The sequence below is a fragment of the Shewanella sp. SW32 genome, from assembly GCF_025653365.1.
Classification (GTDB): Bacteria; Pseudomonadota; Gammaproteobacteria; order Enterobacterales; family Shewanellaceae; genus Shewanella; species Shewanella oncorhynchi.
This window is the reverse complement of sequence record NZ_JAKKSJ010000007.1, coordinates 21336-46218: the sequence shown is the minus strand read 5'-3', so window position 1 is coordinate 46218 and position 24883 is coordinate 21336. Positions and strand designations below refer to the sequence as shown.

The following is a 24883-nucleotide window of genomic DNA, read 5'->3' as shown; positions in this document are numbered from 1 at the left end:
TGTAGCCCACTAAAATGATATGACTCTTGAGAAAAACTATATGTTTACTCGAGTCGAACCTAACTTAGGTAATTGCTGTAGTTGAGCACCAATGGATTAGACATCAATGCCTAGTGGTTGAACGGCCGGGAAGTCGACCTCGGTCTGTGTCACTTCGTTAACGTAGTTAGTGAAAGTGTTCAGGGCAACAGCCAACAGAATATCCACTACATGTGCATCACTGTAGCCAGCGTTCAGCACCGCTTGGACCTGGTCATTGCTGACTTGCCCGCGCTGGCGGACTACGGCGGCAGCAAAACGCACGGCTGCGTCGGCCTTAGGGTCATTTGATGCACCGCTGCGGTTGGCAGTGAGTTCAGCATCATCAAGCTTGGCCACCTTACGGCCTAGGAAGGAATGGCCAGCAAGGCAATAATCGCAGCCGTTGATCTCAGCGACGGCTAGGGCAATACGCTCAAGAGTCGCTGTACCCAAGCCGCCCTGTGCTGATGCTGCGCTCAATTGCAGGTAGCCAGTCAGCGCAGCAGGGCTGTTGGCAACGACGCGGAACATGTTAGGAACGCGGCCCAGTTGTTTTTCCACAGCCTTGAGTGAGGTATGGGTAGCAGTAGGCGCGGCGTCGATTGTGGTAGGGGTGTTCAAACGTGACATAAATTTCTCCTAGTGATTTGAAAGACAGCACGCTGTATTGGCGTGGAATAAATTGTATTTAAGAAGGTTCTGCTTGATAATCCGTTGCTATCAGACAGCTCATCTTCACGTCTTGCGCAGTCGCCATTTCAGTGCCACTACACACCTTCGTTGACGTCACGCCGTCCTGATTTCTAAGGAGGTCTTCGAGACTCCAAAAACACCCTCCGGCAACGATCACATTATTTATTTTTCATAAAGCCTCCTTGGTTTTTATCTATTTACTAATGGAACTGAATTTACAGCATGTAAAATAGATATAACATGCTCAATAGTTCGTATAATGTGACTTATTAGACAGTTTACGTAGGGGCTATGTATGGATGCAGACTTTGGATATCAGATTAAAAGAGTTGTGAAATTAAGGGTTCACGAAAATTGCAAATATAGGGCAAATCAGATTGTCTATACCCATAATTTAGAGCGCCCGAGCATCAGGAACTCACTGAAAGCAGACGTTTCTGAAAATAAACAAGGCACAGCGCTTGAAAATTTCGAGACATCAACGTTTTGCCAAAAGGCTAAAAATGCGTGCACTACTCATTTCGCATTTAAAGAGAGCATCGGTTATTAGGCAATAACGATGTGGCCAAAATTTGTCGACCACTACACTATCTCGTAAACGAGTTTGATAGACGTCAACTAGTACGTATTTTTAGTGTAAGGTCATATTAATGCACGATGCTAAACTCTGCTGTGAGCTAGGTAGGATGTATAAATACCATAAATATTTCAATGCTTTACTTTTTAAAGCTCAAGTGAGTTACTCAGTTCCGACTGTTGGTGGCAGATTTGGAATCTCGCGATTTGTCTTAAATGTCAGCCAAGCAAGTCTCTCGCTAATAAAGTGTTGACTATCCCTGACAAAGTAACAATTTCTTGCCATAATCAGACTTAAGCACTTTACTTAGAGTGTATGTGCGCCGCTTAATGCATCAATGCTGCTAATTCCCTGATTGACATCAATCACTTTGTTTCCTGTTTGATACTCTGAGATAAACAAGATCGAATGATGCAAAAGGGGACTATTTAAATACTGAGGGAACAAATGGCAGTAGATTTGAGCATAGAAACCGCTCTGCTCCTAGAGCGCTGGCAAGGCATTGTAAACTCGATGGCTCAAGTCGCGGAAGTGCCTTGTGTGCTGATTAATCGATTAGATAAAAACGAAATTTGTCAGGCTGTTGGCAGTGTGTCAGTACCAACTTTTTATTGCGGTGAACCTGTTCCATTGGCACTTAACACTTATTGTTCCCAAGTCATTTCCAGTAACCAGCCATTACTAGTTGAAAATGCAATCGGTACCCGATATGAAAACAATAACCCAACATTTGCAGCAGGCTTTAGTTATTACTATGGCCTGCCATTGCTTTGGCCTAGCGGAAAAACTTTCGGTACTTTGTGTATGTTGGACTTTTCAAGCCCAGATCGGGCATCACAACACTGTTCCTTACTCACACTTTTTAAGCAGGCCATTGAATACGATTTACAGATGCTTCAACAACAGCAAGATCTGCTAAAGCGTGAGCAACAAGCAGACAAAAAATTTATACAACTATTCAATGAGATGTCAAATAGGATAAGACCGGTAACTAATAATAAGTTGCTTCAATCTGAGTTGTTTGTACTTTTGACAAGCCAATACCAATACTGGCATCAGGAACTGGATAAGCAGCTTAATCAAACCGTCCTGACTGATGAAAACTCCATTCATATAGCGGCACTGGTTCGAATTTGGTCAAATTTGTTGGCGATTGCCCATGAAACAGAATGGTTGAGAGCTACGGCAGTTCTAGAACCTTATAGTTGTGATGCTGTTGCGTCACTGGTCAATGCAACTCCATTATTAGAACAAGCAGTGTATAAAACAGCGCTGACCCTTGGTGCTGATCTCGTTTTGAGGAGTCATTTGCCTAATCCACTGTTACTAAGTGGGAAACCAGAGTTATGGTCTCTGATAGGACTAGCTATCACGAGCTTTTTAGTTGTTGGCGCCAGCGGTACAAGTATAACTATTTTTGTCAGTAACCGATTAAAAGGTAAGTACAGAGTTTTGGAATGGTCCCTTCTTGTAAAAGGCCAGACGATGCCGCTGCGTTTTACCCGCGATAATCAAGCGCTTTATGGTTTTGCAACAGTATGTGCCGAGTTAGCGGGTGCTGTTCTTGAATCTGGTGAGTGGCAATTAACTGAGAGTCTTCAGCAACAGAGTCGTTATCTCAACTCAAATCGTGATCACGTTGACGACATTGAAAGCAGGAATGCTTCAAGAACTGCTAATGGCATAACCAGGCTTATCTGCTTATCGATACCGGTGATGGGAGACGATTTATAAACACTCAGCGATGATCAGCGAAGTTGTGTTTTAGTTTTCTTGTTGGCACTACATCCGGTATGGCGGCCTTTAATCTGAGAGTGACACTTGGGATAACTGAAAAACTGGCTGTGATTCTGCTGAACGGAGCTTGGTGCTAAGCATGTTGGCGTCATTCAAAGCAAGGTCAACACTGCTATTAACGTTTACGATTATCTGACGGACGTGCTGCTGCGCGTCAACCAACATCCAGTAAGCAAGGTACATGAACTAATGCCGAAGTTACGGAAAGCTCAGTTCGAAAGCGCATTACAGCGTTCAGCTCTATTTAGCAATCCCGATGCTTCGGTAAAATAAGCCACGGAAAATGCTCCGGAGGCCGCATGCACACTAAATAGATGACGTTAGACGAAGAGTTGGATTTAAACGAGCAAATTATAGAGCCTGCGACCGGAAAAGCCAAAAGTTTATAAATACAGCTAAAACTCAAATCAAGCAGGCGAATATTGTACAAAACAATACCATTGCTACAGAGATAACTTCAAGTCTGACAGATCTATGCTAGAGTTAAATCAACGATTTAATTCATTTTTCTATGCAGGATCTTTGAAAAATGCAGTAGAAAAACGGAGAAGTACATGACCTTTAGTTTAGCTCAAACAGCTAGTGCAGAAACCACACTAAAAGCACCTGCTGAAGCAGATCAGAACCTGCGGGATATCACTGAACTGGCGTGTTATATCTGTGATGCACCAGTGGCTATGGTGACGCGAACCGATGACACAAAGCTGAATCTAATTGCAAAAGTTGGTATTTCGCGTACCTCTGTATTAATTAAAGAGTCCTTTTGCGTGTATGCAATGGAAACACCTGATGCGGTAATGGTGGTCCCTGACGCTACTTTAGATCACAGATTCAGTACCAATGCTATGGTGATTTCAGGACCTGGCTACCGATTTTATGCTGGCTCGCCGCTGATTGATCCCGAAGGTGCAGTGATTGGTACTATTTGTGTCTATGATCATGTTCCTAAGCAGCTGAACCAGCGGCAGATAAGCTCTTTGCAGGCTCTGTCCAGACAAGTGATCGCCATACTGGAGCTGAAAAAAGTCGGCGAACAATTACATAATACCAGCATGACGGATGCGCTGACAGGGGTGAACAACAGAAGAGCTTTTGACCTCAAGTTTGAAGCTGAATTTGCTCGCTGGCAAAGAACAGGACAATCTTTTGTACTGGCATTGATTGATATTGATCACTTTAAGAGTTTTAACGACAGCTATGGTCATGCCGCAGGAGATGAGGCACTGAGTCAAGTCGCGGCTCTGTTTCAGCGCCATAGCAGGAACTATGACTTTTTCGCCCGTTATGGTGGTGAAGAGTTTGTGCTGATCCTGCCAGGCACAGACACAGCGTCCGCAAATAAAACACTGGAAAAGTTAAGGCTGGTAGTGGCTAACCATGAGTGGTTATTACGACAATTAACGGTCAGCATAGGTTTGGCCAGCGCTGATTTATTTGACGACAAAAAGCAGTTGCTCGAAGTCGCCGATCAGATGTTATACAAAGCTAAAACCCAAGGCCGCAATCAAACCAGTGTGTTCGCCACACTGTAAGAGATCTGTTCATGCTGCGCTGATCTCAAGACCTCATAAAAACTGAGGTCTTGCTTCGGTCGATAAGCTGGTCTGATATTGGCATTATTTATTCCTTTCAAATACATGGGTAATGCGACTTACACAGATTTTTTATGCTCTCTTGGACTCCATGTGAAGGAGATCGTCACATTCTTTACATATAGAAAATAGAGTTCTTTAGCCAGCTGCAATTTCAGATTAACCGATTCGGTAAGCTTTCTGCATTTCCGGAGACAACTTTTTTAGCCAGCTTGAGAGACTGAAGCCTTTTCTATCGGTACTATTTAATTTAGTAAAATACAGATGTTCATCCCAGCGAGGACCGAAATCTACTTCTGCAAGACTTACAAGCTGTTTGTTTCTGCGAAGACGATGCTTTTGATGGTAATCTTCGGCGGGCCAAAAATAACCATTTTGTTCTCCGGCCTCAATCACCTCGGGAGATTTCTCCTTTCCAATCGCTTGAATCAGTTCTTCAGCTACTTGTTTTTGCTCCAGATCAAAAACAAAAAGTATCTGGCGATACTGGCCCTGCTTTCTACCATGAACAGACCATGATTCAAAACTTCCAAGAAGTTCCCTGTAGCTGATTTGGTCTTTATCGTAGATCACTCTGACGACTTCGGCGTGTCCGTTGATGTTGCGGTAACTCGGATCCAGAGTTGATGCTCCAGCGTAGCCAACACGTGTTTGCACTACTCCCTGCGTCCCTCCAAAATTAGAATCCGGTCCCCAAAAGCAACCCATGCCGAAAACCGTTTGACTAAGCTTCCCGATTTTCAATGCTTCTTCGATTGCTTCAGGGGTTGCAAATTCATAGCTTTCAACACCGTCTTCTTTATTCATTTTTAGATCCGACATATTTTTCACCTAACTTTCAAAAATTGAAGCCACTCCCATTCCTCACGCCGTGCAAACGACGATAAGACCACGTTTTCCAACACCAGCTTGATGAAGTATCTTTGCTAAAACTCCGCAGCATGTTTCTTGGTAACACAACTGCGGAAAATTGCTGTAATCATTGATCTTACTGCTTATTAAGTTATTAATAATTCTAAAAAACTCATTATTTCATTGAAGCTTCCAACCACCTGTCAAGGTCCTTGAACTTGGGGTTTCTCAGCTTCTTTGTCCCAACCACTATTGTCGGGAAATTCAGCTTTCCGTTCGAATAGAGGGAGCACAGTTCATCAGCAGCCGCGTCGTCTTCATGAACATCCAAAAAAACAAACTGGCTCCCTTTTTCTTGCAAGTACGAATGGTAAATCTTGGTTTTATGGCAGTCTTTATGACCGAACAGCTTAATCAACACGAACGGCTCCTTTTTTCAAAAGGTTCACTTTCATAAACCCCCTCGATTTAAAAATTATTCTACAAACTTCAATGACTCCGAGTTAATACAGAATCGGACCCCTGATGGCTCAGGACCGTCTGGAAAAGCGTGCCCCAGATGGGCTTCGCACACATTGCATAGCACTTCGATTCTGCGCCCGAAGGTCGTATCCAGTTCATATTGAATTACGTTGTCTGCGACTGGCTCAGAAAAACTCGGCCATCCCGTTCCCGAATCGAACTTTAGGTTCGAGTCAAAGAGTTCGGTGTCGCAGCCCACACAGGCGTACCTTCCAGCTTCATAAAATGAACAGAGTTCTCCGGTGTGCGCGCGTTCGGTGCCTTTCATCCGCATGACCCGAAATTGCGCTGGCGTCAGAATTTCTTTCCACTCTTCCTCGCTCTTTTCTACTTTTTTGGGAGGCGCGGGAGTGCCGTTATCCAGGTAGTTGTAAATGCTTTTCCAATTGAACATATATTTGCTCCTTTATTTTAGGGTTCACTCTTTAGCTATCAATCCACGAGAAGAAGTCTGTAGCACTACCAATGAATTCTCCATCCACAAAAACTTGCGGTACAGTTTGGAGATTTGTTCTTTCCTTCAACTCCAGGTAAGTCTTCGGATCGTCGTCTACGCGAATTTGTTTGAAATCGACCTTTTCAGCAGTTAGGTAATTCTTCACGCGTGCGCAAAATGGACAATGGTCTTTCGTATAAATAACAACATTCTTAAGTGCTTTCATTTTTTCCTCGTTCATTTGGTTCATGATTTAGTCTCTTTCAAAATGGCAAGAGTATCCGCTGGGATTCCTCTGCAAATAGTTTTGGTGATATGCCTCAGCGTCGTAGAATTCTTTTTCCAGGGTGACGGTCGTGACCACTTCATTCTCGAAGCGACCGATCTCATTGACCTCATCAATCACGTTTTCGATAATCGCTTTCTGTGCATCGTCACGATAGAACGCTGCCGAGCGATACGAAGTGCCAACATCATTTCCTTGGCGATTCTTCGTAGTCGGATCATGGATTTTGAAAAAGTAATGTAGAATCTCTTCGAGAGATATTTCGTCTTGGTCGTATTCCACGCGAACCGCTTCGGCGTGCCCCGTTTTCCCTGTTATAATATCGGCGTAGGTAGGATCATCAAAATCTCCGCCAGAGTAGCCCACCTTCGTTGACGTCACACCGTCCAGACTCCTAAGGAGGTCTTCGAGACCCCAAAAACACCCTCCGGCAACGATCACATAATCTAGTTTCATAAAGCCTCCTTAGTTTTCATCCACTTACTGATTAGACTGACTTTACAGCATGTAAAATAGATATAATATGTTCAATAGTTCGTATAACATGACCTATTGGACAGTTTACGTAGGAGCTATATATGGATGTTCTCAGTGAAATTTTAGATAAGGTAGAGCTTACTAGCAGCTACTGGTATAGAACCTCATTTGCGGGAGACTGGGGCATCAGCCTCCCGCAGGAAGAGAATCTAGCGAGATTTCACATCGTGACTCATGGCGAGTTTTGGTATGAGGTGCCAAAACTTAAACTTAAAGCATTGGCGGAGCAGGGCGATATTTTGATCTTTTTCAAAGGGATGGAGCACACCATGGCCAGTGCACCAAAAATCAAGGCCGAGCCTGCGGTCGAATTTAGAGCTAAAGCCAACCTCACCGAAGCTCAAGTTTTGGAATACGGTGATCAGAGCAAGCTCAAAGCCAACGTCGTTTGCGGACATTTTTGTTTTAATGGCGGACCCGATCATCCATTCTTAAATTCGCTGCCAAATGTCGTGCATATCAAGAGTGCTGATAACTCCCACTCGCCTTGGCTTGCCATGCTTTTAAGTATTATAGAGCAGGAAGCAAAATCAGGGCTTCCTGGAAGCAACACGTTAGTCAGAAAGCTGACCGAAATTATCTTCGTGCAAGCGTTAAGAATCCACATGTACAAATCCAATAAAAATGCTGGATTCTTCAAACTGATCGAAAATCCGCAACTCAGCAAAACCTTGGAAGCTATTCATCATAGTCTCGATAAAAAATGGGGTCTTGACGATCTCGCCGGGATTGCGGGGATGTCGCGTACGAACTACAGCGTCAAATTTAAGGAGCTGTCAGGCATGACACCTCTTGATTATTTAACCTATTGTCGGCTTGAAAAAGCAAAGCAGCTGCTTAAAGAATCCGGTAAGTCTGTTCCCGAAGTGAGTGAAGCCATTGGGTATCCGGCACATGAACACTTTCAAAAGTTGTTTAAGAAAAAAATTGGCAAAACTCCTAGCGCGTACAGAAAAGAAAATTCTGAAAAGGTGTAAAAATGAATATCTATAACTCTCCTGTTACCAAAATAGCTTTCTGGGTCATAGTCATTGGTGGTGCGGCTTGCCTGCTTATCCCTTTGTTTGCACCTCTTCTTCCGCTGCAATATTTGAAAGGTTATGGCGAAATAGGAGATGTTCTTGGAGGTATTTCAAGCCCATTTGTACAAATTCTGGGTTCAGTGCTTCTCTTTCTGGTGTTAAAAGCTCAGATTGACGCTAATGGCATCCTCCATCAGCAAATCGAAAAGGAATATACGAAGGAGCAACTGAGGCACGAGTTGAATCAGCTTCACGAACTTTATATGTTCGTCGAAAGAAACATTAAAAATTTTAGCTACGATCAGGAAAAGATGATTGATGGCAAGTCGCAAATGATCCTTTTGCATTCCCGGCGAGCGATTAAATGTTTCATTGAGGATCTAGAGAGCTTAGATGTTGATATTCACAAAGATGACGACATTTTAAGGTTCGACGGGGTTAAAGAAATTATGAGCATTTTGAACAGCGTTGACCTATATTTCGACAAAATCAAAGACAGCGAGATTGCACCTTATCATAAGAGTTTTTATAAAACGCTTATGCAGCACGAACTTCTCTTCAGCGTTTTTCCTTATCAAGATCTCGACAATCAAGCGTACCTAAAACAAGAGCATTGCCCAGAGTGTGGTGAATATCATGCAAATTATCCGCCACTGATTTATGACCGGTTACAGAAAATTAAAAAAAGTTTCTCCTGATGTATTATGGATATTTATTCGGTATCGGTCCTACCAAAAAGCTATTTGTAGTATCTCGAGTACGTGCTGTGGTGTAGTAATTCCAATCTTAGAAAACTCAAAGCTTATTCTGAAACTATCGGAATTGTCGGTTGGGTGAGACTTAGTCGCCCCGTAAAGCCTTATCGGGGCGGCAAAGATAACTTTTTATATCACTGCTATTGATGACGTCCTTTGTTTACTAAAGTTGTAAGCCCTTATTCTTTGTTTTAGACCTTCAACCACTCCGGGCTTGTCACTAGGAGAGTCCCCTTGGCTAACCTTAGCCGTCAGATCGTATTCAGCGATTTCTAGCCGGTCCCCCTGAATCATTTTACGCCAACCGTTCCACAACTTAGGGTCAAGCTCTTCGGTACGCCAACCATCGGTCGGTTCGCTCCGACTCGCTAAAGCCAGATCCCTGATTTGGTTCTGGAGCGTTAGATCGTCAATCATTGTTCAGCGCCGTACAAAAATGCTATTTTGTTCATACTCAATGCGTTTGTGGGTTTGGTTTGTTTGGCGACTGATCTGATCGCGCAAACTGCATTGAGTTCCCTTACCTGAGTGATCTACTATTTCGCACAGTTATTTAGCTTTATCGTAACGCTCAAGAAATTGGGCTTAATGCCGAATACAATAAAATAAAACAGCCAACCCTTGAGGCTCTTATGCGCCAGAATTTACCAGTGACGGGTCGAAACTTAGAACTCCCAAAAGATACCAATATTCTTTCGACTACCTCCCCTCAAAGCCATATCACGCACGGCGGCCGCAAAAACTGAGTGCAACACCTGACCTTTCCGGTACGGTGCTGCCACTATGTCCTATCACGAACTCAGTATCCCCGAACGTGCGACCCTTCAACTCGGCCTTGCCCAAGGTTTCAGCCAGCGGCGAATTGCCCGGATGCTCGGCCGCTCCCCCTCGACCATCAGCCGGGAGCTGCGCCGCAACCGGGCCCCTGGCACCCGCTACCAGGCCTGTGCTGCCCAGCAGCAGATGCAGGTCCGCCGCCAGGTCTGCAGGCCTCAGTGCAAGCTGCTGCCGGGCAGTGAGCGCTTCGAGCTGGTCGTCCATATGCTGCGTGAGGGTTTGTCTCCCGAGCAGATTGCCGGCAAGCTGCGCAGCATGAACATACCCAGCCTCAGAGAGGCCTACGTCTGCCGCGAGACGATCTATAACGCGATCTACGCCCTGCCGGTCGGTGGCCTGCGCAAGGAGCTGATCATCTGCCTGCGCCAGGGCAAGACGAGTCGCAGGCCGCGCTCTGGCGGCGTCGATCGGCGCGGCCAGATCCCTGAAATGCTCAGCATCCACGTGCGCCCGCCGGAGGTCGAAGACCGGCTGATGCCAGGCCATTGGGAGGGCGACCTGATCAAGGGCAAGGCCAATGCCTCGGCGGTGGGCACCTTGGTGGAGCGTACCAGCGGCTACCTGATGCTGATCAAGATGGCCGACGCGACGGCGACCTCGGCGCTGGAGGGCTTCAGTGCGGCGCTCAATGGCATGCCGCTGGCGGTGCGCAAGAGCATGACCTACGACCAGGGCCGGGAGATGGCGCGGCACGCCGAGATCACCCAGCGGACCGGGGTGGCGATCTACTTCTGCGACCCGCACAGCCCCTGGCAACGCGGCAGCAATGAGAACATCAATGGACTGATCCGCCAGTACCTGCCCAAGGGCACGGACTTGTCGGTGCATAGTCAGGAAGCCCTGGACGCCATCGCTTTGCAACTGAATATGCGACCGCGCAAACGCTTCGACTTCAAATGCCCGATCGAGGTGATGGGCGAAGTGATGCAAGAAGCCGTGGTGATGCGGCATGATGCTCCCGCTTCAATTCAATAACCCCTTGCACTCAGATCCTGCAACCAGCTATTATGATGGACACACCAAATAACTCACTGCATGAGGCAACCCATGAAAAAGCAATTAAAAATAATTCTGCTCGCGTCCCACCTGGCTCTGTTTGGCGCGGGAGTTGGGCTAGGGATCTATATACTTCCGATTTTGACAGCACAAGAAAACGCCACCATCGCCGAAATTGAAGAAGTGCAAAAGGTGGCAAAGTATAGCGGAGAGTTCAAGAAAGATCAGAAAGGCAGCGACGCCCTTCACTGGGCGAATGGACAACTTTTTGTTACGGATAACGAAATTGTATTTAAAGGTGATGTAGCACCTGGTCCAGACTACAAAATTTACCTGACAAAGAAACAAGCCACCGACAAAGAATCGTTTTTGGACATAAAGAAAGAAGCAATTCTGATTGGCGAATTGAAAAACTTCGGGAATTTCAAGAAAACCATTCCTGCAAGCGTCAACGTCAACGAGTTTACAACGGTCCAAATATGGTGCGAGCATTTCTCTAAGTTCATCGGCTCCGCAAAATATCAGTAAACAAGCTTAAACTTGGATCTTGCCTGTTCACGAATAACATGCGCCTCATGCCAATGGAAATTAAAGTCTTGCCGGGCATGAGGCCTCCCCTCCACGTCTAGATTCTTGAAGTCAAAATTGACCTCAACCGACCCTCAGACACTGACTACGATGCCTGCATACCCTGAAGCGGTTCACCAGATGGGCTTGCGACAGAGATAAGTACGCGCCAACCTCAGATGCCGCTAAGGCTCTATACGCCGCCTTATCGGAATGGGTGGAATTTTGCGCGCGAGCGTCTAATGTTATCCAAGAGCGAGGGCTCTGATTAGTCCCGTCTCCCATGAAGATTCGCAGACTAAGACCCCTATTAAATCTGTAACATTTCGCTAGTTGGGGTCGTCTCAGAATTCGGAAAATAAAGCACGCTAAGGCGTAGTCACCCCGTGACTCCCCCGCGCCGATGCAGCGAGCTTCGTTCCGTCTTGCAGTGACGCAATCAGCGGGCAGGAAACGTTCCCTTTCCGCGCATGGCAGGCGCACACCAGTTCAGACAGCACGGCCTCCATGCGTGCCAAGTCGGCCATCTTCTCGCGCACATCCTTGAGCTTGTGCTCGGCCAGGCCGCTGGCTTCCTCGCAATGGGTGCCATCCTCCAGCCGCAGTAGCTCGGCGATTTCGTCCAGGCTAAAGCCCAGCCGCTGGGCCGATTTCACGAACCGCACTCGTGTTACATCCGCCTCGCCATAGCGGCGAATGCTGCCATAGGGCTTGTCTGGCTCCGGCAGCAGGCCCTTGCGCTGGTAGAACCGGATGGTCTCCACATTGACCCCGGCCGCCTTGGCAAAAACGCCAATGGTCAGATTCTCAAAATTAATTTGCATATCGCTTGACTCCGTACATAACTACGGAAGTAAGCTTAAGCTATCCAAACCAAATTTGAAAGGACAAGCGTATGTCTGAACCACAAAAGTCTGAACCACAAAAGTCTGAACCACAAAAGTCTGAACCACAAAACGGGCGCGGCGCGCTCTTCGCCGGTGGGCTGGCCGCCATTCTTGCGTCGGCCTGCTGCCTGGGGCCGCTGGTTTTGATCGCCTTGGGGTTCAGCGGGGCATGGATCGGCAACCTGACGGTGCTGGAACCCTATCGCCCGATCTTCATCGGCGCAGCGCTGGTCGCGCTGTTTTTCGCCTGGCGGCGCATCTACCGCCCGGCGCAAGCCTGCAAACCGGGTGAGGTCTGCGCGATTCCCCAAGTGCGAGCTACTTACAAGCTCATTTTCTGGATCGTGGCCGCGCTGGTCCTGGTCTCGCTCGGATTTCCCTACGTCATGCCATTTTTCTATTAATCACAGGAGTTCATCATGAAAAAACTGTTTGCCGCCCTCGCCCTCGCTGCCGTTGTTGCCCCCGTGTGGGCCGCCACCCAGACCGTCACGCTGTCCGTGCCTGGCATGACCTGCGCCTCTTGCCCGATCACTGTCAAGCACGCGCTTTCCAAGGTTGAGGGCGTGAGCAAGACCGACGTAAGTTTCGACAAGCGCCAGGCCGTCGTCACCTTCGACGATGCCAAGACCAACGTCCAGAAGTTGACCAAGGCGACCGAGGACGCGGGCTATCCGTCCAGCCTCAAACGCTGATCCGTTAACCGAACTCGGGAGCGACACATGGGACTCATCACGCGCATCGCTGGCAAAACCGGCGCGCTCGGCAGCGTCGTTTCCGCGATGGGCTGCGCCGCCTGTTTTCCTGCCATCGCCAGCTTTGGCGCGGCCATCGGACTGGGCTTCTTGAGCCAGTACGAGGGGCTATTCATTGGCATCCTGCTGCCGATGTTCGCCGGCATCGCGTTACTCGCCAATGCTATCGCTTGGCTCAATCATCGACAGTGGCGACGCACGGCGCTCGGCACGATAGGCCCGATCTTGGTGCTGGCAGCGGTGTTTTTAATGCGGGCTTACGGCTGGCAGAGCGGTGGACTGCTCTATGTCGGCCTGGCCTTGATGGTTGGGGTGTCGGTCTGGGATTTCATCTCGCCAGCACATCGCCGCTGCGGGCCGGACAGCTGTGAATTGCCAGAACAACGTGGCTGACGGCAACAGCCGTAGCCACCACAGAAAAGGAAAAATACATGACCACCCTGAAAATCACCGGGATGACCTGCGACTCGTGCGCGGCTCACGTCAAGGAAGCCTTGGAGAAAGTGCCCGGCGTGCAATCGGCGCTGGTGTCCTATCCGAAGGGCACAGCGCAACTCGCCATTGAGGCGGGCACGTCATCGGATGCGCTGACTACCGCCGTGGCCGGACTGGGCTACGAGGCAACGCTTGCCGATGCGCCACCGACGGACAACCGCGCCGGCCTGCTCGACAAGATGCGCGGCTGGATAGGGGCCGCTGATAAGCCCAGTGGCAACGAACGCCCGTTGCAGGTCGTCGTCATTGGTAGCGGTGGAGCCGCGATGGCGGCAGCACTGAAGGCCGTCGAGCAAGGCGCGCAGGTCACGCTGATTGAGCGCGGCACCATCGGCGGCACCTGCGTCAACGTCGGTTGTGTGCCGTCCAAGATCATGATCCGCGCCGCCCACATCGCCCATCTGCGCCGGGAAAGCCCATTCGACGGCGGCATGCCACCCACACCGCCGACGATCTTGCGCGAGCGGCTGCTGGCCCAGCAGCAGGCCCGTGTCGAAGAACTCCGTCATGCCAAGTACGAAGGCATCCTGGACGGCAATTCAGCCATCACCGTTCTGCACGGTGAAGCGCGTTTCAAGGACGACCAGAGCCTTATCGTTAGTTTGAACGAGGGTGGCGAGCGCGTCGTGATGTTCGACCGCTGCCTGGTCGCCACGGGTGCCAGCCCGGCGGTCCCGCCGATTCCGGGCTTGAAAGAGTCACCCTACTGGACTTCCACCGAGGCCCTGGCGAGCGACACCATTCCCGAACGCCTTGCCGTAATCGGCTCGTCGGTGGTGGCGCTGGAGCTGGCGCAAGCCTTTGCCCGGCTGGGCAGCAAGGTCACGGCCCTGGCGCGCAATACCTTGTTCTTCCGTGAAGACCCGGCCATCGGCGAGGCGGTGACAGCCGCTTTCCGTGCCGAGGGCATCGAGGTGCTGGAGCACACGCAAGCCAGCCAGGTCGCCCATATGGACGGTGAATTCGTGCTGACCACCACGCACGGTGAATTGCGCGCCGACAAGCTGCTGGTCGCCACCGGCCGGACACCGAACACGCGCAGCCTGGCATTGGAAGCGGCGGGGGTAGCCGTCAATGCGCAGGGGGCCATCGTCATCGACAAGGGCATGCGCACCAGTAGCCCGAACATCTACGCGGCCGGCGACTGCACCGACCAGCCGCAGTTCGTCTATGTGGCGGCAGCGGCCGGCACTCGTGCGGCGATCAACATGACTGGCGGCGATGCGGCCCTGGACCTGACCGCAATGCCGGCCGTGGTGTTCACCGACCCGCAGGTCGCCACCGTGGGCTACAGCGAGGCGGAAGCACATCACGACGGGATCGAGACCGACAGTCGCCTGCTAACACTGGATAACGTGCCGCGTGCGCTTGCCAACTTCGACACACGCGGCTTCATCAAGCTGGTCATCGAGGAAGGTAGCGGACGGCTCATCGGCGTGCAAGCGGTGGCCCCGGAAGCGGGTGAACTGATCCAGACGGCGGTGCTCGCCATTCGCAACCGTATGACCGTGCAGGAACTGGCCGACCAATTGTTCCCCTACCTGACCATGGTCGAAGGGCTGAAGCTCGCGGCGCAGACCTTCAGCAAGGACGTGAAGCAGCTTTCGTGCTGCGCCGGATGAGGAAAAGGAGGTGTTCAATGAGCGCCTACACAGTGTCCCGGCTGGCCCTTGATGCCGGGGTGAGCGTGCATATCGTGCGCGACTACCTGCTGCGCGGATTGCTACGGCCGGTCGCGTACACCACGGGCGGCTACGGCTTGTTCGATGACACCGCGTTGCAACGGCTGCGCTTTGTACGGGCTGCCTTCGAAGCGGGTATCGGCCTGGACGCACTGGCGCGGCTGTGCCGGGCGCTGGATGCTGCGGACGGTGACGGTGCGTCTGCGCAGCTTGCCGTGTTGCGGCAACTCGTCGAGCGTCGGCGCGAGGCCCTGGCCAGCCTCGAAATGCAACTGGCCGCCATGCCAACCGAACCGGCACAGCACGCGGAGAGTCTGCCATGAACAGCCCAGAGCACTTGCCGTCTGAGACGCACAAACCGATCACCGGCTACTTGTGGGGCGCGCTGGCCGTGCTCACCTGTCCCTGCCATTTGCCGATTCTCGCCATTGTGCTAGCCGGCACGACGGCCGGCGCGTTCATCGGGGAGCACTGGGGTATTGCAGCCCTCACGCTGACCGGCTTGTTTGTCCTGTCTGTGACGCGGCTGCTGCGGGCCTTCAAGGGAAGATCATGACCGCTTCCCAGCCAGCCGAGAGTGGGCAGCTTTGAGCTTCGCTACCAATCTGGAGGAGTACCACCATGAACGCAAACGCCCCGAACACTGCCAGTTGCACCACCTGCTGCGTATGCTGCAAAGAAATTCCGCTCGATGCCGCCTTCACCCCGGAAGGCGCGGAATACGTCGAACATTTCTGCGGGCTGGATTGCTATGAACGCTTCCAGGCACGCGCCAAGGCCGCGACAGAATCTGACATTGCGCCTGTCCCTGGCGGTTCGCAGCCGTCAGATTGAGGCATGCCCTAACTGGGCGTCAGGCCGGAACCTTGGGCAGTGTCAGAATAGGGCCGATTCCAGCATTTTCTGACGACTCGCCTGCAACCTCTAGGGCCTCAACCTGACAGGCCGCACGCTTAGCGTACGATTTTGTCCGTTTTCTCTATCGTCCCCTATTAGTAAAAAACTAGAGTTGATGAATATTAAAACGGCCTACGACCTAGCACAAATGCCTGCAGGGCATGCTCGTAAGCAATTTAGCATTGAAATCGAGCGTACGGTTCGTGAGCTAAATGGCATCGAGTGCAAACAATGGGATCAGGCAAGAGCCGATAAACAGCAGATATTTTCAACTCGTTCAGTTGGTGAGCGGATAACCGATTTTAACTCTTTACTGCAGGCATTGAGTAAGCATGTTGGAATTGCAGCAGCGAAGGCAAGGGCACAGGGATCTAGTTGCAAATCAATGCTACTGTTCGCCAGTAATTCGCCTTTTGATGATCAACCTAAAAGCTTTAAAACGCTGATCCATTTCCCATGTGCGACAAATAGCACGGTCGAAATGACGCAGGCTGTCTCAGCGGCTGCACCCAAATTATTCAGAGAAGGTGTACGTTACTACAAAATCGGAGTTGGGCTCATCAACCTCGTTTGTGACAAGCGTCAGCAATTCGACTTATTTAATGCGCCAAAAGCTAATCCTGCTTTGATGCAAGCGCTTGATGGCATTAACTTTAGGTATGGCCGTGATACGCTGTTCTTAGCTGCACAGGGAATCGAACAAAAGTGGGCTATGCGGCGAGAACTGCTTAGCCCTCAGTACACAACCAAGTGGGACTGTTTGCCTATGATAAAATGCTAATTTTGACCCTTTTCAATTTATCTGTGGCCGAAGTTGTAATGTTCGGTCCTGTTGGGTTGACCATATTTTGGTATTGCTCCACATTGTATTCAGGATCATTTGCGATTTGACTGGAGGAACTAAATGAAGAATTCGAAATTCAATACATTGCTCTCAAAATGTGATCCAACGGCCCCAATACCTAATGATTTAGCAGAATTGCTTGATGCCCCCTCTGTTGGAAAAGAGGTCATTCCTTATAGTGTAGAGAAATCAATAAGTTCTGAAGAAGAGTATTGAGCTGCTTTAAAGCGAATTGACGAACTGTTTGATGCATTGCCTAATACCGCCGAAGGTGACGAACTTGAAAAATGGATTTCGTTGATTGAATCATATGAAAATGACCACTTCCCAATGTAAATCAATATTGCCCCAAAGCGTGCCAGAGAAACTTTTTGCCGTCATTACAGAATTTCATCAGTTGACCAAATTTTTGTAATGTTACAACGCCTAGATTAGTTAGCAGCGTAAGTGTTGTAGTTTTTGCACTTAATTCTTCTTGGAAGTTCACGTTATTCATACAGCGAACCTATCTCTGACGCTTACGACAAATTCACCAGTTCTCGCAACGCATACACGATCTTTGATGACGAATCCCTCAACCCAATGATCACCAGTGTAGGAGGTGGATTCTGTTCGATAAATTTCGTCTGCAGACGTGTTTGATTGAGTAGATATTTCCCCCCTAAGCTGCCCTACATTTGCCGCCTCTTGACCTGTGTTTACTACCTGCCAATAAACGTCGAACGGTGCCGGAACATTAGTCTTAAGTTTGAACTTTAACTCCTTTCCTTTGAGTAAAGGCTGTCCAGACTGAAACTCTTTCCAATATATGTTGGATTTATAACTTGCTTTTATATTCGCTGAATATATGTTTGCAACAATAGGGTATCGAAGTTGTTCCTTATGGGGCACATTAAAGCTTAGTGCAGGTAGATTTGTTGGTTTGTATACATCAACAAGTGACTTAGTTAACTTATCTTCCTCGATAAAGGTATCAATATTGATGAAATCGTCTCTGAGCCAATCCACCCATCGGAAAAAAGCTTTTGCTCTTGCGTTATCATCCTCATGCCATCGGTCAGCGAAGTTTTCTCCCGGATTAGCAGGGTTGGGGATAAGCCACTTCCCATCAGATGTGCGAGTTATCAATGTGTAGGTATTTCTTGCGTAGTAATCATTAAAAACAAAGCTATTGCTTAATTGATGAGAGTGCTGGTTTAAAGATGATATTAGATTTCTCAACGTGTCATAGATAGTTGCTTCATTGTTATAACTATTGGCAGCTAATACAGTAATGATCATTGAGATTGGTTTGAAGGTTTCAATATCTGATTGTGAAAACCTTACGTCACGGTGTCTCTTTAATAGCTGAATGGCCCTCTGCAACGGCGTTTTAACGTGGATATTTGGAACATCGTCAATCGAATTGTACAACTGTCTTTGATTGTTGAAGATGCGTTGTTTCTGAGTTAATTTTGCTTGTTCAAATACAGTGCCATTTCTTTCGTAAAACCATGCAGCAAATCCTTTCGGGTTGCTCGTTGTCCAAGAGTAGCTGTTTTCTTGATCTTTATTTGTAGCTGCAATTGATTGAGGTCGGGCTAATAAACTGTTTTCTACAACAGAAGGGAGTATATCCATATGGAATCCAACCCCATCATCTTCAGCATAGTTAAGAGTCCAGCAGCGCTTTCCTTCATCATCTAACAATCGGGAATAAGTGCCATTCTCTTTAATCCGTTCCCCAACCTGATTTTTTACAGTGGAGGCTAGTACAGCCTGTTTTGAATGCCCCAAGTTGCAGACCAAATCAATGTCATAATCTGCATCTTTACTATTTTTGAATGGGCGGATTTCTGTTCCAAGCTTAAAAGAGCCTTGAAGGTATACCTCTGGGACACGAAATGTTCCAGGATAGTTACCTTGCTCTAGGTGCGTTTTCATTGAATTAAAGCGATCAATCGCTTGCTTATATTTAGTCGGTGAAATATCCAACTTTTTCGCCGCTGTTAATAGGGCCTCTTCCCTAGAAACTATTTGAGTCACGATACATTTCCTCCTAAGACAAAGTTGCTAATCTCTTTACTTCCATATGTAAAATTCTTGTCGGCTAAACTGATCAAATTATCGATTTCAGAAACGTCATCGAGTGGCAGATCAGTATCTGACTCAAAATCAATTCTTAATATTTGCTCAGGCTTCAAATGAAGCTTTAGATAATTCAACGCGCTTTGGCTCTGAAGCGATAGCATGAAACTTATAAATTCTTTATGCCTCCAGCCCGTTGCAAGACCCCAGTCTCCCTTGTGCTTTAAACCATAGGCGACTTTGGAATGACCGGTGCCGATGGATACCACTTGTATATCATCGTAATTTATCCCCAGTCGTTTTTGGGCATCGATAACAGCCACTAATGCTGGGTTGTTTGCCCACAGACCACCATCTGATAACAAGTACTCATCAACTTTATGAGGGTCAAAATATGTTGGGGCTGAGCAAGATGCTAGAACAGCATCTCTGACTTTGACCAACCTATCGCGATTAAACGTTGGGTCATAAGCCGATTTAAATACATGAACTCCGCCGTTACCAACATCCGTTGCAGGTAGAATCAGAGGCTTGGCAATTTGCCCAAGCGTACTATCGTTGAAAACACCTTTAAGAACTTTATATAAACTGCCACAGTCATAGACGCTTTCAAGCAACGGTTGCGTAATGTTTCGAAGCTTCTTAAAAGGTATTCTCGACTTTTTCTTTTTGAAAATATCTTCGCCATGTTCTTTGTACATGTTAACTATTTCGGTTGCGCGGATGTCGCAGGCAACACCAGCCGCTATTATGGAACCCGTACTAGTGCCAGCTATCATGTCGAATGACTCTAAGAGATTGATTCCGAGTTTTTCTTCGAAACATTTAAGTATGTGCGCAGGGTAAACCCCTCGTATTCCACCGCCATCAATGCTTAAAATCTTAAAAGTCATATGTATCCTTACTCCTCTGTAAACCGCCAGTTGACCAAATTTTAGTAATGCTACAGAGTGGCTCTTCTAACGATGGCTACTCATTGAGGTATTGATAGATTAACTTTTCCGTTTACTTGAGTTATCGACAGTTTAGACCTCATTTCGTCACCATCGAAGTCATATACAAGAAGTGCTGGCTGATAGAGATCAAAGGCTTGACCTATGAATACACAAGCAGCGTTAGATGCACAGATGAGCAAGTGAACACGCTTCACAGAAAATTGGTCATGAAGTTTTTGCAGTATTGCATGAAGTTCACTTTTTAATTCTAACCCGTTTTCCGGATGCGGGATCGCCGCATTACCCATTTGCTTGGCTACGATTTCAATCTCAGGATAACCGAGAGCTGTTGCAGTCTTTTTCATTACTTCAGGATATTGAGTTAATGCTATAGAGATCGTGACTTCTGATGATTTTCCTATTTCGCTCTTCCAGTTCACCTTGTAAGGTGTTTCTGAGCGAGAATCCTGAGGCCAAACCCAGCAGTTTCCATCTCGGTATCTGAGCATTGGCGTGATTTCAGATTTATTTCCTAGACACGCTCCTAATCCGATCAAAGCAGGCATTGGCCCAAATGCGAATAGCGCCGCTCGATATCCATAATTTTTTGTTTGATTAACTATGGTTTCTGCTTCCTCTGTAACAATTTCATCCATTTCTTTGGTAAACCGTTCAGGTTTGGTTCTGTATCGGCGTTCATTGTCACTAAGATTATTCAATGCTCCTCTCATGCGAGTTCTTAACCTAGATAAGCTTCCTGCAATGTCTCTTGATTCAGGGGGAGAAACAACATGGCCTCCTACCGGCCAAAGAACTGAAAATACAGGAATAGGCTGGAAACTCAGTCCTTCAAGTAATTTCTCAGTATTAATTAAAAACTCGGTTCGCATTTGAGTAAGTCTGGATGCAGGGTAATCAGCACACGCAACTCGATCTATTAATCGGTGGTGTTTGTCGCATAGAAGCAAGATATTAGCTGGCTCATTAGAAAGTTCTTCGGATAGATAAGGTATACCCCTTGGGCCACTCTCGGATGACGCAACATTGTGAGCCAAGTATGAATAGTTACCAGATGTCCCCGTCAGATCATCAATATCCAATCTATCCCCGCAGCCTTCAAACATACAATAGCCATGACTATCACGCATCACTTGATTAATTGTGGACTGTGTGAAATCTTTACCACGACCTTTATTAAATCGCTGTTCGATATTCCTAGAGATATAGTCGATAACGTCATTGACTGGCAAGACTCTAGATTGGCTAACACAGGAATTCCATATTTTAAATAGCGACTCTATTGTTCCATATTCGTTTTGAGATATGTTGCGACCCTGGAGGTGGCGAACCTCAAGACTATCCCCACAATCCATCAATGTTAGAGCATCCTTAAGCTCCGCATCAATTACGTTAAGCCGAAAACTGGCTCGGAACTCATGTGAATACAATATATATATCTGGTTTTTTACACGCTCATCGGTAAGTAATCCAACATGCTCCCACACAAAAAAAGTCTTAATGCCCAATAGAAACTCTGCGAGCTTGTCAATTGACTCTATGGGATAAAAACATGCTTGATGAAAATGTAGCCTCTCGTCAGTCATCGATTTGTTCCTTAAAAATTCGTTTAAATGACCCGTTAATTTCCCGAAAGATACAGACGTCTTTCTGACCAACAATTACAAAGACTAATTCTCTGTCAGGGTTACGTTTTATGCATTTCTTCCAATCTGCAATATCTATATACGATGGGGTGGGTGTTGGTTCAGGATGTGTGTGCCATGTACCCAAGTAGCCTAGTTTGCCATGCGAACTTTCGTAATAAGAATTAACTGATTTCTGGTGATGAGGAGCACGCATATTAAAGTTAACTCTGGTGGCAGAATCTTCTTTCTGAGGGGTAGTACAGTGTTCTAGCCAAAATTCATTAGCGTCAGCGGACTGAGAACCAATTAATGCTCCAAAAGCTTCACTTCTATCACGTGACATCTGCCTGTAAGAATACCAAACGTCAATTAGTTCTTCGGAAAGGTAAATTTTCGTATCTTTGATGCCCGTATCTTGCTCAATGAGTGCAGACATCACAGTCCTCATCAACCAAAGGTAAGTATTCAAGCGAACTGCTGAAATTGTAGTAACGATGAGTCAGCCTGATGCCCTCCGCCATTGCATCTTCATCTAAGCCCTTCCAACTGACTTTACATGACTTTGCTTGTTTGCCTTCCAAATACCGAATGGCCAAATTTGCTGCCATTACAGCTGTTTGAGCCGAACTTGCTGCGCCATATGAAATAAATTGTTCCCCACAGCCAGCGATATTTTTCATGGTTACCTGATTGGGTTCGATAAAATTCATATTTGACACAAGCCCTCTTACACCTGTTTCTTGGCAAACGTAAGAGCACAATAAACATCCCTCTGAACTAGGGATATCTAATGTTGCGTGGCCGCCAACGCCAAAACCTTCCAACCAACTGTTCATGACAGCAACTTTTGAGTTGTTATCCAAAAGGTATTGTTTAAACAACCGTTCCTGGGTCGGATTGCCTATAGCAATGACAATCAGGTCAAAATCATTCATACGGCTACTGCGAGCAAACTCCATCAGTTTATCTAATTTCCATTGTGCACAAGACCAGGGGAATTGTCGTTGAAGAGCGACACTTAGGGCTGCGGTTTTAGGTGCTCCTACCCAATGCTGTTCTAAAACATGGCGATACAGATTATTGATTTCGTATACATCAGGATCTACTAACGTAAGATGCCTGACTCCGGCAGCAGATAACTTATGCGCAATTTCACAGCCTACTGAGCCAACACCTATCACTGCTACCTTTTTGTCTGCTAACGACAGAATGCCTCCACCACGTTCCACAGTATTCTCTTGATTGAATAGCCGTATTGGTAAAGCTTCCAATTTCCAGTTTTTCAGCTTTTCATCTGATAGTGGTAGCGCATTTTTGGTTTTACCGCTAAGTTTCAGTGCGAACCAAGTACGTTCATCATTAACAGTTTTGGCAGTAAACACGAGCCAATAAGCAGTTTCACGCCATTGACCGTATTTTTGTTGTAAATCACTTCTAACCTTTACCGGTAGCGAAGATATTGTATTTAAATACCATTCATCGAGAGCATCTGAATGTTTAGGTGCAGGAGTAAGTGTCTCGATTGGAATAACAACCGCTTTTCCTGCTATGCGTCGATTACCCTTATCTATAGATAATTGAATATCACTGATAACCGAAAGCGAATCGTCAGCCGGATGAACCATATAGTGGCTTTCGATGCCAAATTGCTTGCCACCTACTGGCCTATATACCGATAATGTTTGTAGAACCGGCCTTGCGATATTTGCCAGTAGGGGTTTAAAGCTATCTGGAGCACAGATTCGCAACCATTCACTGGAGAACTCACGAAGCAATTCACTATGGTTCCAATCTGGATTCGTTATGCATTTCTCTAACAACAAGATATGCCTCCGAAGCGATTCTTCTACGACTAATAGTGGTTGTTCGAAATTTACTGACAGTGACTCTGGAGCATTAACACAAACAGTGCCAATCTGAATCCCTGCATATTCATGAACAGAGACATGAGCCAACCTGCCAATGGAATCAGGGTTAATTAAGAAAAATTCGGGCAGGCGGTAGTAGGGAGGATCTGCTACCAGCATTAATTGTATACCATGATTAAGGATCGTTGTTTCCACTACGATCCTCTCACCTCCAGCTACTTCACTGGTTGTGCAGTTGAAGCCCTGGTTGATAAGGTGCTGTTTTATTTCGCTTAGCACACTATGCCCCCTGTGACGTTCCAACTACCCCAGCGCTACTGTAAGCCACTTTTTTGGCATTACTGTCTTGCTCCTTTTCTGGTACTTCAAAGTCACCACCGAACAGTCCTTGCAAGATTTCACATTGTTTACGCAAAGAATCTTCGTTTAATGCTTGATCGAGTTTAGTCAACATTGCATTTAGCTTGTTATAGAGCTGTGTTCCTGTGTCAATACTACTGTTTTCAAAAACATTTCTGTATGGTTGAACCGGTAACCGCACATCGATTTTGTACTTACCATCATCAACCCACTGGAAATAATTGGCATTCAAAATTGCTGAAACAGTGTCGCGTAGCGATTGCAAGTCACTGAGTTTACCGTCATTGCTGATAGATGGACTGAACTTATCTTTCAACATTAGTGTGAGTCCAATTGAAAACACTTTTTTGCCTACATTTTGGCCGAATTTTTCATCTCTCCAGCGTTTTACGTATCTGACCAAACGTTTGACCTGTCTGATTTTCAGGTCTGCAGAGCCGATGTATTGGCTGCTATCATTAATATGTTCTATCAGTTTTTTTGGCTCTGCAGGAGACCACACACGGTTTTCTACATTTGAGTTCAACTTACCGACTGCCAGTTCATACTGCTGACCTAGTTTCCGGTATATGACTATGTCGATATGTAGGTTTAAATTCATGTAGTCAGCAGTGACACAAGGCTTTTTTATTCTTGCGTTTTTAAAACCACGCTTTTCCAAAACTTTTAGAACAAGTTTTTTAACTTCAACCGGATCATCAGGAGCATTATCTGCATCAATAACAACTGCTCTATCGATATCAAAGTCAGCCACTGGGTGCTTTATGCCTGTATGCGTGCTTAAAGAACCTTGAATAAACGTTTCAATTATTGGATAACCTGCGTTTTTAAATTCATCCCTTAAATCATCCAGGATACTAGAGTCCTTCGACCTGGCTTCCCGGTAAGTATCATCCTCTCGTCCTAATTTAATTTTGTCGTGAAATTTTGAGAATTGGTTTTGTAAAGACATAGTTA

Annotated in this window: 30 protein-coding genes and 1 pseudogene; 16 read left to right on the top strand and 15 right to left on the bottom strand. The window is 47.1% G+C overall.

Annotation, left to right across the window (positions count from 1 at the left end; genetic code table 11):
* Positions 1-96 precede the first annotated feature (96 nt).
* Positions 97-552: a carboxymuconolactone decarboxylase family protein gene (locus L5M28_RS05550; RefSeq protein ID WP_258011845.1), complete on the bottom strand. Its 456-nt coding sequence runs from the start codon at positions 550-552 to the stop codon at positions 97-99.
* 157 nt (positions 553-709) lie between these two features.
* Positions 710-871 (bottom strand): peptide-methionine (S)-S-oxide reductase, encoded by a 162-nt coding sequence (locus L5M28_RS05545; protein ID WP_223290059.1) that lies wholly within the window; start codon positions 869-871, stop codon positions 710-712.
* A 138-nt stretch (positions 872-1009) separates the two neighbouring features.
* On the opposite strand from L5M28_RS05545, the gene L5M28_RS05540 reads away from it, so the two are divergent.
* The 3 genes from L5M28_RS05540 (at position 1010) to L5M28_RS05525 (ending at position 4620) form a co-directional block, all read left to right on the top strand.
* Positions 1010-1264, top strand: coding sequence for a hypothetical protein (locus tag L5M28_RS05540; protein WP_263202697.1), 255 nt, complete (start codon positions 1010-1012; stop codon positions 1262-1264).
* 474 nt (positions 1265-1738) lie between these two features.
* On the top strand, positions 1739-3025 hold the full coding sequence (locus L5M28_RS05535) for a GAF domain-containing protein (protein WP_000257537.1): 1287 nt from the start codon (positions 1739-1741) through the stop codon (positions 3023-3025).
* A gap of 617 nt (positions 3026-3642) precedes the next feature.
* On the top strand, positions 3643-4620 hold the full coding sequence (locus L5M28_RS05525; protein WP_002119794.1) for a sensor domain-containing diguanylate cyclase: 978 nt from the start codon (positions 3643-3645) through the stop codon (positions 4618-4620).
* A 219-nt stretch (positions 4621-4839) separates the two neighbouring features.
* Here L5M28_RS05525 and L5M28_RS05520 read toward each other — a convergent pair whose 3' ends face one another.
* The 5 genes from L5M28_RS05520 to msrA all read right to left on the bottom strand — a co-directional run bounded on the left by L5M28_RS05520 (position 4840) and on the right by msrA (position 7232).
* Positions 4840-5487: a peptide-methionine (S)-S-oxide reductase MsrA gene (locus L5M28_RS05520; RefSeq protein ID WP_223846397.1), complete on the bottom strand. Its 648-nt coding sequence runs from the start codon at positions 5485-5487 to the stop codon at positions 4840-4842.
* A 220-nt stretch (positions 5488-5707) separates the two neighbouring features.
* Positions 5708-5953, bottom strand: a complete 246-nt coding sequence (locus L5M28_RS05515) for a glutaredoxin family protein (RefSeq protein WP_011711656.1) — start codon at positions 5951-5953, stop codon at positions 5708-5710.
* Between the two features lie 54 nt (positions 5954-6007).
* Complete coding sequence (gene msrB, locus L5M28_RS05510; RefSeq protein WP_005403705.1) at positions 6008-6448, bottom strand: peptide-methionine (R)-S-oxide reductase MsrB; 441 nt, start codon at positions 6446-6448, stop codon at positions 6008-6010.
* Positions 6449-6479: 31 nt separating this feature from the next.
* The gene (locus L5M28_RS05505; protein ID WP_005403706.1) at positions 6480-6740 is read right to left on the bottom strand and encodes a glutaredoxin; all 261 of its coding nucleotides are present in this window, start codon (positions 6738-6740) and stop codon (positions 6480-6482) included.
* Between the two features lie 3 nt (positions 6741-6743).
* Positions 6744-7232 carry a peptide-methionine (S)-S-oxide reductase MsrA gene (gene msrA / locus L5M28_RS05500; RefSeq protein WP_069785042.1) on the bottom strand — a complete coding sequence of 163 codons (489 nt, stop codon included), beginning with the start codon at positions 7230-7232 and terminating at the stop codon, positions 6744-6746.
* A gap of 122 nt (positions 7233-7354) precedes the next feature.
* On the opposite strand from msrA, the gene L5M28_RS05495 reads away from it, so the two are divergent.
* Both L5M28_RS05495 and L5M28_RS05490 read left to right on the top strand, forming a co-directional pair.
* On the top strand, positions 7355-8290 hold the full coding sequence (locus tag L5M28_RS05495) for an AraC family transcriptional regulator (protein WP_002123001.1): 936 nt from the start codon (positions 7355-7357) through the stop codon (positions 8288-8290).
* 2 nt (positions 8291-8292) lie between these two features.
* Entirely contained in the window at positions 8293-9033 is a 741-nt protein-coding gene (locus L5M28_RS05490) for a hypothetical protein (RefSeq protein WP_011711659.1), read from the top strand.
* A 186-nt stretch (positions 9034-9219) separates the two neighbouring features.
* On the opposite strand, the gene L5M28_RS05485 is transcribed toward L5M28_RS05490, so the two are convergent.
* The gene (locus L5M28_RS05485) at positions 9220-9507 is read right to left on the bottom strand and encodes a hypothetical protein (RefSeq protein ID WP_004911214.1); all 288 of its coding nucleotides are present in this window, start codon (positions 9505-9507) and stop codon (positions 9220-9222) included.
* 366 nt (positions 9508-9873) lie between these two features.
* Between L5M28_RS05485 and L5M28_RS05480 the strand changes: the two genes are divergently transcribed.
* A complete protein-coding gene (locus tag L5M28_RS05480; protein ID WP_011711660.1) occupies positions 9874-10902 on the top strand; it encodes an IS30-like element ISShes10 family transposase in 1029 nt (342 codons plus the stop codon).
* A 72-nt stretch (positions 10903-10974) separates the two neighbouring features.
* A complete protein-coding gene (locus L5M28_RS05475) occupies positions 10975-11451 on the top strand; it encodes a DM13 domain-containing protein (RefSeq protein WP_011711661.1) in 477 nt (158 codons plus the stop codon).
* A gap of 407 nt (positions 11452-11858) precedes the next feature.
* On the opposite strand, the gene merR is transcribed toward L5M28_RS05475, so the two are convergent.
* A complete protein-coding gene (merR, locus tag L5M28_RS05470; RefSeq protein WP_001166628.1) occupies positions 11859-12314 on the bottom strand; it encodes an Hg(II)-responsive transcriptional regulator in 456 nt (151 codons plus the stop codon).
* A 71-nt stretch (positions 12315-12385) separates the two neighbouring features.
* Between merR and merT the strand changes: the two genes are divergently transcribed.
* The 9 genes and pseudogenes from merT (at position 12386) to L5M28_RS05425 (ending at position 17266) form a co-directional block, all read left to right on the top strand.
* Positions 12386-12781: a mercuric ion transporter MerT gene (merT, locus tag L5M28_RS05465; protein WP_001294653.1), complete on the top strand. Its 396-nt coding sequence runs from the start codon at positions 12386-12388 to the stop codon at positions 12779-12781.
* Between the two features lie 15 nt (positions 12782-12796).
* Complete coding sequence (gene merP / locus L5M28_RS05460; RefSeq protein WP_000732275.1) at positions 12797-13072, top strand: mercury resistance system periplasmic binding protein MerP; 276 nt, start codon at positions 12797-12799, stop codon at positions 13070-13072.
* 27 nt (positions 13073-13099) lie between these two features.
* Positions 13100-13525, top strand: a complete 426-nt coding sequence (gene merC, locus L5M28_RS05455) for an organomercurial transporter MerC (RefSeq protein ID WP_000522996.1) — start codon at positions 13100-13102, stop codon at positions 13523-13525.
* A gap of 38 nt (positions 13526-13563) precedes the next feature.
* Positions 13564-15249, top strand: a complete 1686-nt coding sequence (gene merA, locus L5M28_RS05450) for a mercury(II) reductase (RefSeq protein ID WP_000209296.1) — start codon at positions 13564-13566, stop codon at positions 15247-15249.
* A gap of 17 nt (positions 15250-15266) precedes the next feature.
* Positions 15267-15632, top strand: coding sequence for a mercury resistance co-regulator MerD (gene merD / locus L5M28_RS05445; RefSeq protein WP_001277466.1), 366 nt, complete (start codon positions 15267-15269; stop codon positions 15630-15632).
* Positions 15629-15865: a broad-spectrum mercury transporter MerE gene (merE, locus tag L5M28_RS05440; RefSeq protein WP_001087807.1), complete on the top strand. Its 237-nt coding sequence runs from the start codon at positions 15629-15631 to the stop codon at positions 15863-15865. The genes merD and merE overlap by 4 nt, the downstream gene beginning before the upstream one ends.
* Positions 15866-15930: 65 nt before the next feature.
* Positions 15931-16143 (top strand): DUF3330 domain-containing protein, encoded by a 213-nt coding sequence (locus tag L5M28_RS05435; protein WP_000993245.1) that lies wholly within the window; start codon positions 15931-15933, stop codon positions 16141-16143.
* Between the two features lie 157 nt (positions 16144-16300).
* A pseudogene (locus L5M28_RS05430) lies at positions 16301-16987 on the top strand (DUF4113 domain-containing protein); the annotation flags it as partial.
* Positions 16988-17110: 123 nt separating this feature from the next.
* Positions 17111-17266: a hypothetical protein gene (locus L5M28_RS05425; protein ID WP_226770039.1), complete on the top strand. Its 156-nt coding sequence runs from the start codon at positions 17111-17113 to the stop codon at positions 17264-17266.
* Positions 17267-17542: 276 nt separating this feature from the next.
* Here L5M28_RS05425 and L5M28_RS05420 read toward each other — a convergent pair whose 3' ends face one another.
* The 6 genes from L5M28_RS05420 to L5M28_RS05395 form a co-directional block, all read right to left on the bottom strand.
* Positions 17543-19075: a nucleotidyltransferase gene (locus tag L5M28_RS05420; protein WP_011711663.1), complete on the bottom strand. Its 1533-nt coding sequence runs from the start codon at positions 19073-19075 to the stop codon at positions 17543-17545.
* Positions 19072-20010 carry a CBASS cGAMP-activated phospholipase gene (locus L5M28_RS05415; protein ID WP_011711664.1) on the bottom strand — a complete coding sequence of 313 codons (939 nt, stop codon included), beginning with the start codon at positions 20008-20010 and terminating at the stop codon, positions 19072-19074. The genes L5M28_RS05420 and L5M28_RS05415 overlap by 4 nt, the downstream gene beginning before the upstream one ends.
* An 80-nt stretch (positions 20011-20090) precedes the next feature.
* Positions 20091-21656 (bottom strand): SAVED domain-containing protein, encoded by a 1566-nt coding sequence (locus tag L5M28_RS05410; protein ID WP_011711665.1) that lies wholly within the window; start codon positions 21654-21656, stop codon positions 20091-20093.
* Positions 21649-22134 carry a Mov34/MPN/PAD-1 family protein gene (locus L5M28_RS05405; RefSeq protein WP_049796111.1) on the bottom strand — a complete coding sequence of 162 codons (486 nt, stop codon included), beginning with the start codon at positions 22132-22134 and terminating at the stop codon, positions 21649-21651. The genes L5M28_RS05410 and L5M28_RS05405 overlap by 8 nt, the downstream gene beginning before the upstream one ends.
* Positions 22118-23761: a ThiF family adenylyltransferase gene (locus tag L5M28_RS05400; RefSeq protein ID WP_243578511.1), complete on the bottom strand. Its 1644-nt coding sequence runs from the start codon at positions 23759-23761 to the stop codon at positions 22118-22120. The genes L5M28_RS05405 and L5M28_RS05400 overlap by 17 nt, the downstream gene beginning before the upstream one ends.
* Before the next feature lie 85 nt (positions 23762-23846).
* Positions 23847-24878, bottom strand: a complete 1032-nt coding sequence (locus L5M28_RS05395; protein WP_011711668.1) for a nucleotidyltransferase — start codon at positions 24876-24878, stop codon at positions 23847-23849.
* Positions 24879-24883: the final 5 nt, after the last annotated feature.

Excerpts from the sequence above, each read along its gene's own strand:
- L5M28_RS05550 (WP_258011845.1), bottom strand. The coding sequence starts at position 552 with ATGTTCCGCGTCGTTGCCAACAGCCCTGCTGCGCTGACTGGCTACCTG.
- L5M28_RS05540 (WP_263202697.1), top strand. The coding sequence starts at position 1,010 with ATGGATGCAGACTTTGGATATCAGATTAAAAGAGTTGTGAAATTAAGG.
- L5M28_RS05535 (WP_000257537.1), top strand. The coding sequence starts at position 1,739 with ATGGCAGTAGATTTGAGCATAGAAACCGCTCTGCTCCTAGAGCGCTGG.
- L5M28_RS05525 (WP_002119794.1), top strand. The coding sequence starts at position 3,643 with ATGACCTTTAGTTTAGCTCAAACAGCTAGTGCAGAAACCACACTAAAA.
- L5M28_RS05520 (WP_223846397.1), bottom strand. The coding sequence starts at position 5,487 with ATGAATAAAGAAGACGGTGTTGAAAGCTATGAATTTGCAACCCCTGAA.
- msrB (WP_005403705.1), bottom strand. The coding sequence starts at position 6,448 with ATGTTCAATTGGAAAAGCATTTACAACTACCTGGATAACGGCACTCCC.
- L5M28_RS05505 (WP_005403706.1), bottom strand. The coding sequence starts at position 6,740 with ATGAACCAAATGAACGAGGAAAAAATGAAAGCACTTAAGAATGTTGTT.
- msrA (WP_069785042.1), bottom strand. The coding sequence starts at position 7,232 with ATGAAACTAGATTATGTGATCGTTGCCGGAGGGTGTTTTTGGGGTCTC.
- L5M28_RS05495 (WP_002123001.1), top strand. The coding sequence starts at position 7,355 with ATGGATGTTCTCAGTGAAATTTTAGATAAGGTAGAGCTTACTAGCAGC.
- L5M28_RS05490 (WP_011711659.1), top strand. The coding sequence starts at position 8,293 with ATGAATATCTATAACTCTCCTGTTACCAAAATAGCTTTCTGGGTCATA.
- L5M28_RS05485 (WP_004911214.1), bottom strand. The coding sequence starts at position 9,507 with ATGATTGACGATCTAACGCTCCAGAACCAAATCAGGGATCTGGCTTTA.
- L5M28_RS05480 (WP_011711660.1), top strand. The coding sequence starts at position 9,874 with ATGTCCTATCACGAACTCAGTATCCCCGAACGTGCGACCCTTCAACTC.
- L5M28_RS05475 (WP_011711661.1), top strand. The coding sequence starts at position 10,975 with ATGAAAAAGCAATTAAAAATAATTCTGCTCGCGTCCCACCTGGCTCTG.
- merR (WP_001166628.1), bottom strand. The coding sequence starts at position 12,314 with ATGCAAATTAATTTTGAGAATCTGACCATTGGCGTTTTTGCCAAGGCG.
- merT (WP_001294653.1), top strand. The coding sequence starts at position 12,386 with ATGTCTGAACCACAAAAGTCTGAACCACAAAAGTCTGAACCACAAAAG.
- merP (WP_000732275.1), top strand. The coding sequence starts at position 12,797 with ATGAAAAAACTGTTTGCCGCCCTCGCCCTCGCTGCCGTTGTTGCCCCC.
- merC (WP_000522996.1), top strand. The coding sequence starts at position 13,100 with ATGGGACTCATCACGCGCATCGCTGGCAAAACCGGCGCGCTCGGCAGC.
- merA (WP_000209296.1), top strand. The coding sequence starts at position 13,564 with ATGACCACCCTGAAAATCACCGGGATGACCTGCGACTCGTGCGCGGCT.
- merD (WP_001277466.1), top strand. The coding sequence starts at position 15,267 with ATGAGCGCCTACACAGTGTCCCGGCTGGCCCTTGATGCCGGGGTGAGC.
- merE (WP_001087807.1), top strand. The coding sequence starts at position 15,629 with ATGAACAGCCCAGAGCACTTGCCGTCTGAGACGCACAAACCGATCACC.
- L5M28_RS05435 (WP_000993245.1), top strand. The coding sequence starts at position 15,931 with ATGAACGCAAACGCCCCGAACACTGCCAGTTGCACCACCTGCTGCGTA.
- L5M28_RS05425 (WP_226770039.1), top strand. The coding sequence starts at position 17,111 with ATGAAGAATTCGAAATTCAATACATTGCTCTCAAAATGTGATCCAACG.
- L5M28_RS05415 (WP_011711664.1), bottom strand. The coding sequence starts at position 20,010 with ATGACTTTTAAGATTTTAAGCATTGATGGCGGTGGAATACGAGGGGTT.
- L5M28_RS05410 (WP_011711665.1), bottom strand. The coding sequence starts at position 21,656 with ATGACTGACGAGAGGCTACATTTTCATCAAGCATGTTTTTATCCCATA.
- L5M28_RS05405 (WP_049796111.1), bottom strand. The coding sequence starts at position 22,134 with ATGTCTGCACTCATTGAGCAAGATACGGGCATCAAAGATACGAAAATT.
- L5M28_RS05395 (WP_011711668.1), bottom strand. The coding sequence starts at position 24,878 with ATGTCTTTACAAAACCAATTCTCAAAATTTCACGACAAAATTAAATTA.